Here is a 12,585-nt window from a genome sequence, read left to right on the forward strand (position 1 = left end):
CCGCTAGCGGACCCCGCCGATCAGTTCCCGGACATCTTTCACGCCATATTGTCTCATATACTCCGCAATGCCGTCCACCACATCGAGAGCGGCCGTCGGGTTGTGGAAGTTGGCTGTTCCGACGGACACGGCCGACGCGCCGGCCAGAAGCATCTCGATTGCGTCCTCCGCCGTGGCGATGCCGCCCATGCCGATGATGGGGATCTGTACCGCCTGGGCCGCCTGGTAGACCATGCGCACCGCGATGGGGTGGACCGCCGGGCCGGACACGCCGCCGGTCTTGTTGGCCAGGGCAAAGGTCCGCCTGTGGATATCGATCTTCATGCCCGTCAGGGTGTTGATCAGGGAAATGGCGTCTGCGCCGCCGGCCTCAGCCGCCTTCGCGATCTCGGTGATGTCCGTCACATTGGGCGTCAGCTTCATGATCACCGGCTGCTCCGCGATCCGTTTGATCTGCCCTGTCAGCTCCTCCACATGCCGGGCATCCTGCCCGAAAGCCAGGAATCCCGCGTTCACGTTGGGGCAGGAGATGTTGATCTCAAGCATGTCAACAGGCTCCTCCTGAAGCCGCTCCACCACCGCCAGATACTCCTCCGGGGCATGGCCGCACACGTTCACGATGATCTTTGTGTCAAACTGCTGCAAATAGGGGATGTCCCTTTTGCAGAACAGCTCAATGCCTGGATTCTGCAGGCCGATGGCATTCATCATGCCGCCGTACACCTCCGCCACCCGGGGCGTCGGGTTGCCGGGCCAGGGCACGTTCGCCACGCCTTTTGTGGTCACGGCGCCCAGCCGGTTTAAATCTACAAACTCCGAGAATTCCTCGCCGGAGCCAAAGGTACCGGAAGCTACCGTCACCGGGTTCTTCCACTCCACACCTGCGATCTTCACTCTCATATCCATCAGATTTCCACCTCCGTTGCCAGGAAGACCGGACCGTCCTTGCAGATCCGCTTATTGTTCACATTGCTGTGGGCGTCCTTCTCCTTTGTCTGGCACACGCAGCCGAGGCAGGCGCCGATACCGCACGCCATCCGCTCCTCCAGGGAGATGTAGCACTCGATGTCATGCTCCTGGGCGTAAGCCTTGATGGCCCGCAGCATGGGTGTGGGGCCGCAGGCATAGATGATGTCCGCCTCCAGCCCGTATTCGCGCACTGCGTCCAGGACATTTCCCTTCACGCCCGCGCTCCCGTCTTCCGTGGAGATATAGAGTTCGCCGTTCTCCTCAAATTCTTCCCGCAGGAAGGTCTGGCTGTCCCGGTAGCCGGCAATGATCTGCTTCTTGCCACAATCAAGCTCTTTAGCCAGCTCCAGGATGGGGGGCACGCCGATCCCGCCTCCCATGAGAAAAGCCCGCTTACCGGCCGCCCTCTCCAGCGGGAAGCCGTTGCCAAGAGGCCCCACGATGGGCAGGGCATCCCCCGCCTTCATCTGAGAGAACTGCTCTGTCCCCGTATTTCTGCCCGTCACCCGGTAGACGACCCGCAGGGCGCCGGCCTCCCGGTCGATCTCGCAGATGCTGATGGGGCGTGGCAGAAGTTTTGTCCCGTCATTTGTATACATGGAGATAAACTGCCCGGGCCTCGCCTCCCCGGCGGCTTCCGTGGCGATCCACATGCTGAAGATGCCCGCCGCAAGCTGTTCCTGGGAGAGCACCCGTACCTGTTCTTTTTTCCTTGTCATCTTCTCTCTCCTGCTCCTGTACGCTGTATTTACCGGTTTGCGAGGGCGCCTGCGATGTCAGCGACCATATCCTCCACCGCAGCCCTGGACGCGTCGCCGAAGGCCTCCGCGCCGAAGGATGCGTATTTCTCCTGCTTCCAGGCGGCGATGATGCCGCGGGAGGAGTTCACGATGGCTCCCAGCCCGTCCTCATTGAAAAAGTGCACCAGGTCCTTGCCCTGTCCGCCCTGCGCGCCGTAGCCCGGCACCAGGATGTAAGCTTTTGGCATGATCTTTCTCAGCACCTTTCCCATCTCCGGGTAGGTGGCGCCCACAACGGCGCCCACGTAGCTGTAGTCGTCTCCCATGCACGTCTGGCCCCACTCGTTGACCTTCTCGCCCACCAGCTCATACAGGGGGCGTCCGTCCACCAGACGGTCCTGGAACTCCCCGCTGGAGGGGTTGGATGTCTTCACCAGGATGAACAGGCCTTTGTGCTCCTGCCTGCACACGTCGATAAAGGGCTTCACGCCGTCGGACCCCAGATAGGGATTGACTGTCACGAAATCCTCGTCAAAGGGGGCGTAGGTGTTGCCGCCCACCTGCACCCTGCCGATATGCCCTGTGGCGTAAGCGGCGGAGGTGGAGCCGATGTCCCCCCTCTTGATGTCGCCGATCACGACAAGCCCCTTCTCCCTGCAGTAGTCCACCGTCTTTTTGAAGGCCGCAAGTCCCGGGATGCCGAACTGCTCGTACATGGCGATCTGGGGCTTCACAGCCGGGATCAGATCGTACGTCTTGTCCACGATCTCTTTGTTGAACTGCCAGATGGCCTCCGCGGCTCCCTCCAGCGTCTCCCCGCACTCTGCGAAGGCTCTCTTCTGTATATGCTCCGGGATGTAGCCAAGCATGGGATCCAGTCCCACCACAATGGGCGCTCCCGTCTTTTTGATATTCTCTACAAGTTTATTGATCAATGGTCTTTCCTCCTTCGTATACGATCCGCCCGCCCACGATGGTGCAGCGCACCTCGCCTTTTACCTTCCGGCCGTGGAAGGGCGTATTTTTCCCTTTTGATAAAAATGTGCGCTTGTCGATCACGTACTCCTTCGCCGGATCAAAGATCATCACATCCGCGATCTTGCCGGCGGATACGGATCCCCTGTCCGAAAGGCCCAGGATCCGGGCCGGATTGCAGCTCATCTTCGCCGCCATCTGCATGGGGGTGAGCACGCCCTTCTCCACCAGCTCCGTGTAAGTGAGGGCCGCGGATGTCTCCAGTCCCACGATCCCGAAGGCCGCCAGCTTCATGGAGCGGTTCTTCTCCGCCTCCGCGTGGGGCGCGTGGTCCGTGGCAATGACGTCCACCACATCCGTCTTCAGCGCCTCCCGCAGCGCCTCCACATCCGCGCGGCTGCGAAGGGGCGGGTTCATCTTGAAATTGCCGTCATCCTCTGTGATGTCATCTGTGGAGAGGATGAAGTGGTGAGGGCACACCTCCCCGGTCACAGGCAGGCCGTCCGCCTTTGCGATGGCCAGCATCCGCGCGCTGTCCGCCGTGGAGCAGTGGCACAGGTGAAGCCGGACGCCCGTCTCCTTCGCCAGAAGGATATCCCGGGCCACGATCACATCCTCCACCGCGTTGGTGATCCCCTTAAGGCCCAGCTCGTCCGCCTTGTCGTCCGCGTTCATCACGCCGCCCTCCACCATGGTGATATCCTCACAGTGGGCGAACACGGCCAGTCCTTCCTTCTTCGCCGCCTTCATGCCCTTCCGGTACAGGGAGGCGTTCATCACGGATTTGCCGTCCTCGCTGATGGCCCGGCAGCCGTTCTCCGCCATGCCGCCTATGTCCGCCAGCTCCTCGCCCTGCTGTCCGCGGGTCACAGCTCCCAACTGGATCACGTTGGCGAGGGATTCCCGCTTGGCCCTCTCCATGACCTCCCGCACCTTTACGCCGTTGTCGATGACAGGCTTCGTATTCGGCATGGCGCACACCGTGGTCACGCCGCCCCGCACGGCCGCGCGCCCGCCGGTGGCCAGCGTCTCCTTGTATTCCAGTCCCGGATCCCGCAGGTGCACATGCAGGTCGATGAGCCCCGGCATCACATAGCAGCCCTGTGCGTCGATGACGCGGTCGCACTCTGTCTCGATCCGCTTTGCCACCTCTGTGATGCGGTCCCCGTCGATCAGCACGTCGCATCTGCCGTCCAACCCCGTCTCCGGGTCGAGCACATGCCCGTTCTTGATTAAGATTGTCATAGTCTGCGTCCTTTCTGCCTCCTCACAGGGAAGGCGGAATCATTCCATACTCTGTTTTATTCTAGCATACCCCAAAAAGAAATGGAACGGGTAATTTCCCGTTCCATCCATGTTCCGCTCCTGTACTTTTTCCGCATATCCTCTATTGCTGCGTCAGCACTTCCAGCGCTTTCTCAAGCTGGTTGTCCGCCTGGGGATCCGCCTCGTCATATACGTATTCCACTTCCACATCCGGGGTGATCCCCTCCCCGTCGATGCTCCGCCCCCTGGGCGTAAAGTATTCCGCGATGGTGAGCTTCACGCTCGTGCCGTCCTTCAGGTCAAAGATGCTCTGCACCACGCCCTTTCCGTAGGACCGGGTCCCCACGATCTGTCCCAGGCCGTAATCCTGTATGGCGCCCGCAAAGATCTCAGAAGCGCTGGCGCTGTACCCGTCCACAAGAACCGCCAGCGGCTTGTCAAACTGATGCTCCGCATCGGAGGTGTACTCCTCCCGCCGGCCGTCTTTATCCTCCGTGTAGACGATCAGCCCCTCCGGCAGCATCAGGTCCAGCATATCGCAGACCGTCTCCAGGTTCCCGCCCGGATTGCTGCGCAGGTCTATGACGAGTTTCTCCATTCCCTGCGCCTCCAGATCTTCCAGCGCCTCCTTGTACTGCTCATAGGTCACCGTGTCGAACTCCGCGACCCGGATATAGCCGACGCCCGCTTCCTTCATCTCATACGTGACTGTCTGGTCCTCTATCGTATCCCGGGTGACTGTCAGTTCGATCTCATCCCCCGCGTCGCCCCGCAGCAGGGTGAGCGTCACATCCGTGCCCTTCTCCCCCTTGACCAGGTTCACCACCTCCGTGAGCTCCCGGCCGGACACGTCCTCGCCGTCCACCTTGTAGAGCACATCCCCGTCCTGCATGCCGGCCTTCTGCGCCGGCGAATCCTCGTACACCTGCAGCACCGTGATCACGCCCGTCTCCCGGTCCTGGCTCATAAGCGCGCCCACGCCGCCGAACTCGCCGGAGAGGCTCTCCGCCATCCGGGCTGTCTCCTCCTCATCATAATAGGCGGAGTAGGGATCCCCCAGTCCCTCGATGTAGCCCTTGTAGACGCCCTCCGTGAGGTCTTCCGCGTCCGCTTCCCCGATGTAGTACCGGTCGATGAGGCTCTCCAGAAGTTCCATCTTCCTGCTCTCTTCACTTTTCAGCAGGCCGCAGGATGCAAGTCCTGCCGCCAGCAATACAATGAGGGCGCCTGTAAGCGCCCCCTTTAAAAAAATATGTCTCTTCATGTATAAAGTTCCTGTCTCTCTTTTACAGATACAGTCTCGGATCAACCGGCATGCCGTTGACATGCACCTCGAAGTGGAGATGCGGGCCGGTGGATGCGCCTGTGGAACCGACAGCCGCAATGTTCGTGCCGGCGCCTACCGACTGCCCCTGGCTCACAAAGATCGCACTGCAGTGCTGATACAGGGTAGCCAGGCCGCCGCCGTGATTGATGATCACATAATTGCCTCTGACGCTTGTATATCCTACCGTCGTCACTGTACCGGAAGCTGCCGCATAGATCGCAGACCCGGCTGACGCCGCGTAATCGCGTCCCTTGTGGTTCGTACTTCCAATGCCGCCCGGCGACTGACGTCCGCCGAACTCACTGCTGATGTAGGCAGAAGGACACGGATTCTGAAGCTGGCCGCCACCGGATGATTCCGTATAAGACGGTCCCTGCGTATAGTTTCCGCCACCGCCGGTTCCGCTTCCGGAACCCGAACCGCCGCCCGCGCTGCTCTGCAGGGCCGCAGCTTCACGCTGCATCCTTGCCTGCTCCTCCGCGGCCGCCTTCAGCTCGGCGATCTTGGCGTTGGTCGCGCTGAGCTCGGACTCAAGTCCCGCGATCTCCTCGCTCTTGCTGGAGATAAGCCCCTCAAGCTCTGTCTGCTGGTTCTGCAGGTCTGTCTGCAGCTTCTCCAGCTCCGCGTTCTCCGCTTCCAGCTCCTCCTGCTGGTCTTCCACCTGCGCCACGATATTCTGGAATTCCACGAGCATGTTCCTGTCATACTCGGATATCTGGCTGATGTATTCGGCATTGCTCAGGAACTCCGCAATACTCTGCGACTCGAGCAACGTCTCAATGAACTGTCCGTTCCCGTTCTCGTACATGTACTGGATACGCAGCTTCATGCTGTTGTACTGGTTGTTCTCGTCGACGCGGGCGGCGTCCAGCTCATCTGCCTTCCTGGCAATCTCCTCCTGCTTTGCCTCGATGTCCTTCTTCGTCTTCTCCATGTCGCTGACAATGCCGTCCAGCTCCTCCAGCAGCTTATCTTTCTCCGCCTGCGCGGCGTCGATCTGATCCTGCTGCTGACTCGCCTTGTTCTGGGCATCCTGCAGATCGTCCGCCTGCACCTGCATGTTTACCTGCAGTCCCATGCCCGCCGTGAGTGCTCCCGCTAACAACACACTGACAATTCTTTTCTTACACATAGTTCTCTCCCTTTTGTGCCCCTTTTTTCCCCTTTTGCTCTGTTGACGTGTTACATATCTCCTGTCGTACAGACAACAGATCTATCTTAGTTATTATAATACATTTTGCTTATACTTTCAAGTGTTTACGGATCGTAAAGAAACTTCCCACAAATCCGATGCCGACGCCGAGCGCCAGCCCCACCGGAAGAAGCGTTCTGTAGACTTCTGTCACCGGCAGGAAGTCCAGGATGTTGTTCAGCAGATTAAATCTCTGCAGGATGTATGAAACCGCCTTCCCATACATAAAATATAACAGGGCAAGCGGAATGACCGCACCGATCAGACCGATGACGATACCCTCGATCACGAAGGGCGCCCGGACAAACCCGTCCTTGGCTCCGATGTACTTCATGATCGCGATCTCCTCCCGGCGCACCGTGATACCCATGGTAACGGTGTTGCTGATCAGGAAGATCGACACTGCCAGAAGAATGGCGATGATGGCGATGGAGACATAGGTGATCAGCCGGTTGACGCTGCTGAGCGTGTCGGCGACTACATCCGACTTGTTGACCTTGCGCACGCCGTCCAGGCTCTCCGCAAAGCTCACCACATCATCCTGCTGGGCGACATCCTCCATGTACACGGAGTAGTTGTCGGAATTGGCCAGCGGGTTGTCGTCCTTAAAGCCCTCCGCCAGGGAAGAGTCCTCCCCGAAGTACTCGTCCTGGAAGGAATCCCACGCCTGGTCCGCAGACACATACTCTACGTCCAGCACACCCTCGCAGTTAGCCAGTTCCTCCCCGATCTCGTCCACCTGGGACTGGGGAAGGTCCTCCTCGAAGAACACGGTGATCGCCACGCTCTCCTCGGCCTTCTGCACGATATAGTTAAAGTTCATCACGATCGCAAAGAAAAGCCCGAACACGAAAATACAAGCTGACATGGTCGCAATGGACGCGAAAGAGAACAGCTTGTTCCGGGCAATGTTTTTAAACCCCTGTTTTGTCGAGTAACCGACTGTACTAATTCTCATTATTATACCCACCTTTTTGCTCGTCGCTGACAATGACTCCCTTCTTCATTGTCACAACTCGTTTTCTCATCTCGTTTACGATCTCCTGGTTGTGCGTTACTACCAGGACGGTCGTTCCCCTCTCGTTCGCCTCCTCAAGAAGCTTCATGATCTCCCATGAATTGGTCGGATCCAGGTTGCCGGTCGGCTCGTCCGCCAGAAGGATCGCAGGCTCGTTGACGATCGCTCTTGCGATGGCCACCCTCTGCTGCTCGCCTCCGGAGAGCTCCTTCGGATAGGATTTGTATTTCTGGGCAAGACCCACCAGAGAAAGGGCCGCAGGCACTTTCTTCTTGATGATCCTTGCAGGCGTCTCCACGACGCGCTGTGCGAATGCAATATTCTCATATATATTGCGGTCCTTCAGAAGACGGAAATCCTGGAACACAACACCGATCCCCCTTCTGTACATGGGGATCTGCCTGTGCTTCAGCCTCTCCAGATTCTGCCCGTTCACGACGATCGTACCGGAAGTCGGTTCCAGTTCCTTCATGATCAGGCGGATCAGCGTTGACTTGCCGGATCCGCTGTCTCCGACGATGAAGACAAACTCGCCCTGCTCGATCTTCAGGTTGACACCGTTGAGGGCGGCAACCCCTTTCGAGTATTCTTTCGTTACTTCGTTCAGTTCAATCATAGTTTCCTCCTAATTATCAATACTCCTGTGATTCCATGTATTTCATGTACTTCACAACCATCAGCGCGATCTTGAACGTGATGGCGTCCTCAAACACACGCAGGTCAAGGCCTGTGCTCTTCTGCAGCTTATCCAGCCTGTAGACGAGCGTATTGCGGTGGATGTAGAGCTGGCGGGATGTCTCCGACACGTTCAGGCTGTTCTCAAAGAACTTGTTGATCGTGGTCAGCGTCTCCTCGTCGAACTCGTCCGGCGATTTCCCCTCAAAAATCTCCCGGATAAACATCTTGCACAGCGGAATAGGAAGCTGGTAGATCAGGCGCCCGATGCCGAGCGTGCTGAACGCGATGACCTTTCTGTCGTCAAAGAAGATCCGGCCCACATCCAGCGCGAGCTTCGCCTCCTTGTATGACTTGGACACCTCCTTGATGTCATTCACGACTGTGCCGTATGCGATGCGGATATCATCCTCTTCCTCATCCCGCAGAAGCTCCAGGATGCCCGTCGCCGTCTTCTCCAGCTCCGCATGGCCGTCGGACGGACCGAGCTCCTTCACGATGATGATATCCTTCTCATCGACCGCCGTGACAAAATCTTTCGTCTTGCTGCCGAGGAGCGCCCGCACATGATCCAGCATGCCGCTGTCTTTCTCCCGGGCCGTCTCCACTATAAAGATAACACGTCTGACCTCCGTGTCAATATGCAATTTCTTGGCACGGTTATAAATATCCACCAGAAGCAGATTGTCAAGCAGCAGGTTCTTAATGAAATTATCCTTGTCAAACCGCTCCTTGTAAGCAGTCAGAAGCGTCTGGATCTGGAAGGCCGCGACCTTCCCGACCATATAGACGTCATCGCTCCCGCCGTTGGCCAGGAGGATGTACTCAAGCTGGTGCTCGTCAAATATCTTAAAGAACTGATAGCCCTGTATCACCTGGCTGTCCGCCGGCGACTCCACAAAGGAGAGCACGGAGGACTCGTAGTTCTCCTGTTCGGCAAATGTGCTTGCAAGAGACTTCCCGTCCGTGTCCATCACACACAGGTCAATCCTGGTAATAGCTTTCAGACCGTCAATGGTATTTTGCAGTATTTGATTAGATATCATAATCCATCTCCTCCGATTATTTCAATATGCATTTTACACAATGTATGAACGCACATTTGCCTCTGTTTGCATATTACTGTTTTCTATACTAATATAAATCCACAAAAAAAGAAAGAGGAAATCACACATTTTTTGTTAATTTCCTCAATTTCCTGCCTGTATTTTGTTGATTTTTCCCGGATACGGACTATGCAAAATGCCGACAGCCCGTCAGTTCAGGGACGCTGTCTCCAGCTCCTTTTTCTTCGTCTTCTCCACTTCGTGCCGGAACAGCCTGTGGTTTATGAACTGCACGATCTTCTCAATGCCGCCGCGGCTCCTGTAGACCGGGTTCTCGCTCTTCCCCACGCCCAGCCACAGCCGCGCGTTCAGAAGCATGCGGTTCCGGGCGATGAACTCCTCCTGCACCGGGGCGGACATGGCCGCAATGACGCAGTCCGTCTCCGCGCCGTTCACCGCGTTGACGACAAGCTCGTCCGCCGCGTCCACCGGCGAGACTCTCGCCATACCCGCGATCTGGATCCCGCTGTACTCCTCCTCCAGGTACCGGTAGAAGGCCTCTGCCTCCTCGTCCGTCTCCACCAGAAGGAACACGCGCAGGTGGTTCTTGTGGAGATACCGCAGGACCATCTTCAGGTAGGTCCGCTGCTCGATCTCCTGGATCCTGTGCCTGCCGCCCTGGTCCGCGCTCTCCAGGATCTCCTTCTCCCCGGCCAGCACCAGGTCACTCTTCTCTATATTCTCGCGCAGGGCAGGATCCCCCGAAGCATACATGAGGGTGTCCACGGTGACCAGCTCGATCACATTGACCGGTTCCGTCTCCATATACGCCACTGTCTGCTTCATGGCCTCCTTGGCTGTGCAGTCGTCTATGCCAATGTTCAGTACCTGAATCTTCCCGTTCATTGCTCATCACCTGCTGTTTTTTCTAGCTGTTCGATTATAGCAAAACGACTTTTTCTTTTCAACCTCTGACACTAAATCTTCATACTTCGTAACATTCGTAACAGTTTTGTCATTTTTGGGCGTCTTCCCGCCTCTTCCTGGCGATCAGGCCGCCGATGCGGCCTGTCTCCTTGGAAGAGAGGGACTTCCACCCCTGCTCCATGACCCTGTCAAGAAGACCCAGTTCCTGCGCGATCTCGTATTTCAGTTTTTCCTCCTCTGTAAGCTGTGTAAGATCTGTCTTTTTCTCCTGCTTCCTGCCCATCTGTCTGCCCCTTTCTGCTAAAACTGCTGTTATCAGAGAGTATGGACAGACTCCGGCATTTTATACAGCCCCGTCCTGCCGCGGATCGTCGGGGATGATGATGGCCGCGATCAGGTAGGCCAGAAAGCCGCTGCCTCCCGCGAACAGGAACAGGACGAATCCGAGCCGCACCAGCGTCGGGTCGATGCCGAAATACTCCGCCACACCCCCGCACACACCGCAGATCATGCGCTCTTTTCTCGAACGGTAAAGTCTCTTTGTATCCATGATGCTCCTCCTTCTCTTTCTTATTTAAATACAGTCTGTTGTCCGGCAAACCGGATGTCCGCGCTTCCCACGTCGCAGCTAATGTGCATCGTCTTGTCCGCCCGGTTGTCGATGTACTTCTCTACATCGATCCCGGAATACTTATCGCCGTCCAGCCGCAGTTCCCCCACGCCGCAGTCCAGCTCGTAGTTGAAGTCCTCCATCCGGCCCGCGTCGGTGTAGGCAAGGCTGCCCAGATCGCAGGACAGGTCCGCGTCCCGCCTCGTCACGCCCTCCAGCGTGGCCGCGCCGACGCCCACCTCCACGTCCAGATCACCGGCTGTAAACCGGTCCACTTCGGCAGATCCTGTCCCCACTTCCAGGTCCAGCTCCTCTGCCTGTATCTCCTCCACATAGAGCTCGCCGACACCCACTGTGAGGTCCGCCTTCTCAAGGGCGGCTGCCGGCGGCAGATAGATCCACACATTGCCAAGATGGCCCCGGCTGTTGAGCCTTAAGGGGAGATGCTCCGCCATTGTCTCCACACGCAGTTCCCCCTCTTCCTCCTTTACTTCCAGCTCCAGGTCCGGATCCACATCCTCCGTCCGGACTGTGACCTTCCCGTCCTCTCCTGCCAGGATCTGGACGCTGAGCCCTTCTGTCTCAAGGTGCAGGGACCGGATGTCCCGGTACACCCCGTCCGTCTCTGTTTCCGACGGTCCGTCGCCGTGTTCATACACAGCCGCGCCTTCCCGGCCCGGCCCGATCCAGTCCGGGAAATAGGTCTTCGCCGCGTGCAGCGTCGCCCCCATGGCCGCGCCGCAGAGCATGCAGGCTGCGCCTGTGCCGGCCACTGCGCCGCAGGTGATCCAGAATATTTTCCATCCTCTCTTCATCTATGCCACCGCCTTTCTTCTGTGAAACGGGCGCCTCAGAAGTTCCACGCAGAACCGGAACATCCCCGGCAGAACGATGATGCACAGCCTGACCGCCGCTACGGTAAAGACTGCGCCGGCCGCAGTAAGGAGCAGGCCGCATCCCACCACCATGAGCCCTGCCGGCAGGTCCGCCACCAGCGTGACCAGGCCGACGGCGAAGACGGCAATGCCGCACACCGCCATGGCCACGGCGGCGATCAGGAAGGCGGCGAACACCCCCACTGCCGCTATGGCAAGCCCGGCAAGCAGGCACAGCGCCGCCAGGGACAGGGGGAAGATGATGGGAAATCCCACCAGGAGGATGAGCACGATCAGCAGGATCTTCGCGCCCCGGCCGGACTGCGGTTTCCCGCCGTCTTCCCCGGCGCAGCCCTGCCGCGCGGGAGCCTCCCTGCGCTCAAAGCGGGCGTCCGTGTACCCCGTCTCCCGGAACTCACCGGCCTCGCCGGCCCTTCCTTCCAGGCCGGCTTTGATCTCAGCCGCCACCCTCCCAGGAGTTCCCAGTTCCCGGATGATCTCCTCCTCCCTGGCCGGCCCGGCCTCGTCAAAGTAGTCGTTGTAATACTGCAGGGCCTCCCTGCGCTCCTCCTCCGGCACGTCCTGCAGAAGAGCCTCCAGAGCGGCCATAAACTGTATGCGGTTCATGAAAGAACACCTCCCTCAAATAATGCGCTGATCTTCTCTGCATATTTCTTCCATTCGGACCGGTACAGGTTCAACTGCGCCTCGCCCCGCGGCGTGATCCTGTAGTAGCGCCGGTTCCTCCCGTCGTACTGCATGTCGTACACCTCCAGGCACTCGTCCTTCTGCAGCCTGCGGAGCACCGGGTACAGGGTGGATTCTGACACCTCGATGGCTCTTCGCACATCCTGGGTGATCTTGTATCCGTATGTGCCGTTCTTCTCACCCGACACGACCGCCAGGACGATCGCGTCAAGGAGAGCGGCGCCGGTATTGAATACCATAGCATCACTTCCTCTGCT

At 58.3% G+C, this 12,585-nt stretch carries 15 protein-coding genes; all 15 read right to left on the reverse strand.

The window, feature by feature from the left end; all coding sequences use genetic code 11:
* Nucleotides 1-3: 3 nt before the first annotated feature.
* Nucleotides 4-906 carry a dihydroorotate dehydrogenase gene (locus H6A20_RS09710; RefSeq protein WP_204906930.1) on the reverse strand — a complete coding sequence of 301 codons (903 nt, stop codon included), beginning with the start codon at nucleotides 904-906 and terminating at the stop codon, nucleotides 4-6.
* Nucleotides 906-1,688: a dihydroorotate dehydrogenase electron transfer subunit gene (locus H6A20_RS09715; RefSeq protein WP_204906931.1), complete on the reverse strand. Its 783-nt coding sequence runs from the start codon at nucleotides 1,686-1,688 to the stop codon at nucleotides 906-908. Before H6A20_RS09715 ends, H6A20_RS09710 begins: the two co-directional genes overlap by 1 nt.
* A 29-nt stretch (nucleotides 1,689-1,717) precedes the next feature.
* The gene (pyrF, locus tag H6A20_RS09720; protein ID WP_204906932.1) at nucleotides 1,718-2,644 is read right to left on the reverse strand and encodes an orotidine-5'-phosphate decarboxylase; all 927 of its coding nucleotides are present in this window, start codon (nucleotides 2,642-2,644) and stop codon (nucleotides 1,718-1,720) included.
* Complete coding sequence (locus H6A20_RS09725) at nucleotides 2,634-3,929, reverse strand: dihydroorotase (RefSeq protein WP_204906933.1); 1,296 nt, start codon at nucleotides 3,927-3,929, stop codon at nucleotides 2,634-2,636. Before H6A20_RS09725 ends, pyrF begins: the two co-directional genes overlap by 11 nt.
* A gap of 142 nt (nucleotides 3,930-4,071) precedes the next feature.
* Nucleotides 4,072-5,214 (reverse strand): S41 family peptidase, encoded by a 1,143-nt coding sequence (locus H6A20_RS09730; protein ID WP_204906934.1) that lies wholly within the window; start codon nucleotides 5,212-5,214, stop codon nucleotides 4,072-4,074.
* 22 nt (nucleotides 5,215-5,236) lie between these two features.
* Nucleotides 5,237-6,409, reverse strand: a complete 1,173-nt coding sequence (locus H6A20_RS09735) for a murein hydrolase activator EnvC family protein (RefSeq protein WP_204906935.1) — start codon at nucleotides 6,407-6,409, stop codon at nucleotides 5,237-5,239.
* Between the two features lie 109 nt (nucleotides 6,410-6,518).
* Nucleotides 6,519-7,427: a permease-like cell division protein FtsX gene (gene ftsX / locus H6A20_RS09740; RefSeq protein WP_204906936.1), complete on the reverse strand. Its 909-nt coding sequence runs from the start codon at nucleotides 7,425-7,427 to the stop codon at nucleotides 6,519-6,521.
* Nucleotides 7,417-8,103, reverse strand: coding sequence for a cell division ATP-binding protein FtsE (ftsE, locus tag H6A20_RS09745; RefSeq protein WP_204906937.1), 687 nt, complete (start codon nucleotides 8,101-8,103; stop codon nucleotides 7,417-7,419). Before ftsE ends, ftsX begins: the two co-directional genes overlap by 11 nt.
* 16 nt (nucleotides 8,104-8,119) lie before the next feature.
* A complete protein-coding gene (locus tag H6A20_RS09750) occupies nucleotides 8,120-9,208 on the reverse strand; it encodes a PucR family transcriptional regulator (RefSeq protein WP_204906938.1) in 1,089 nt (362 codons plus the stop codon).
* 210 nt (nucleotides 9,209-9,418) lie between these two features.
* Nucleotides 9,419-10,114 (reverse strand): WecB/TagA/CpsF family glycosyltransferase, encoded by a 696-nt coding sequence (locus tag H6A20_RS09755; protein ID WP_204906939.1) that lies wholly within the window; start codon nucleotides 10,112-10,114, stop codon nucleotides 9,419-9,421.
* Between the two features lie 109 nt (nucleotides 10,115-10,223).
* Nucleotides 10,224-10,418, reverse strand: coding sequence for an alpha/beta-type small acid-soluble spore protein (locus tag H6A20_RS09760; protein WP_204906940.1), 195 nt, complete (start codon nucleotides 10,416-10,418; stop codon nucleotides 10,224-10,226).
* Between the two features lie 60 nt (nucleotides 10,419-10,478).
* Nucleotides 10,479-10,685 (reverse strand): PspC domain-containing protein, encoded by a 207-nt coding sequence (locus H6A20_RS09765; RefSeq protein WP_204906941.1) that lies wholly within the window; start codon nucleotides 10,683-10,685, stop codon nucleotides 10,479-10,481.
* A 20-nt stretch (nucleotides 10,686-10,705) separates the two neighbouring features.
* On the reverse strand, nucleotides 10,706-11,560 hold the full coding sequence (locus H6A20_RS09770) for a DUF4097 family beta strand repeat-containing protein (protein ID WP_204906942.1): 855 nt from the start codon (nucleotides 11,558-11,560) through the stop codon (nucleotides 10,706-10,708).
* The gene (locus H6A20_RS09775; RefSeq protein WP_204906943.1) at nucleotides 11,561-12,247 is read right to left on the reverse strand and encodes a DUF1700 domain-containing protein; all 687 of its coding nucleotides are present in this window, start codon (nucleotides 12,245-12,247) and stop codon (nucleotides 11,561-11,563) included. It lies immediately after the preceding gene.
* Nucleotides 12,244-12,567: a PadR family transcriptional regulator gene (locus H6A20_RS09780; protein WP_204906944.1), complete on the reverse strand. Its 324-nt coding sequence runs from the start codon at nucleotides 12,565-12,567 to the stop codon at nucleotides 12,244-12,246. The genes H6A20_RS09775 and H6A20_RS09780 overlap by 4 nt, the downstream gene beginning before the upstream one ends.
* Nucleotides 12,568-12,585: the final 18 nt, after the last annotated feature.

Origin of the sequence: Mordavella massiliensis, from assembly GCF_016901695.1 — a bacterium.
Taxonomy (GTDB): domain Bacteria; phylum Bacillota; class Clostridia; order Lachnospirales; family Lachnospiraceae; genus Claveliimonas; species Claveliimonas massiliensis_A.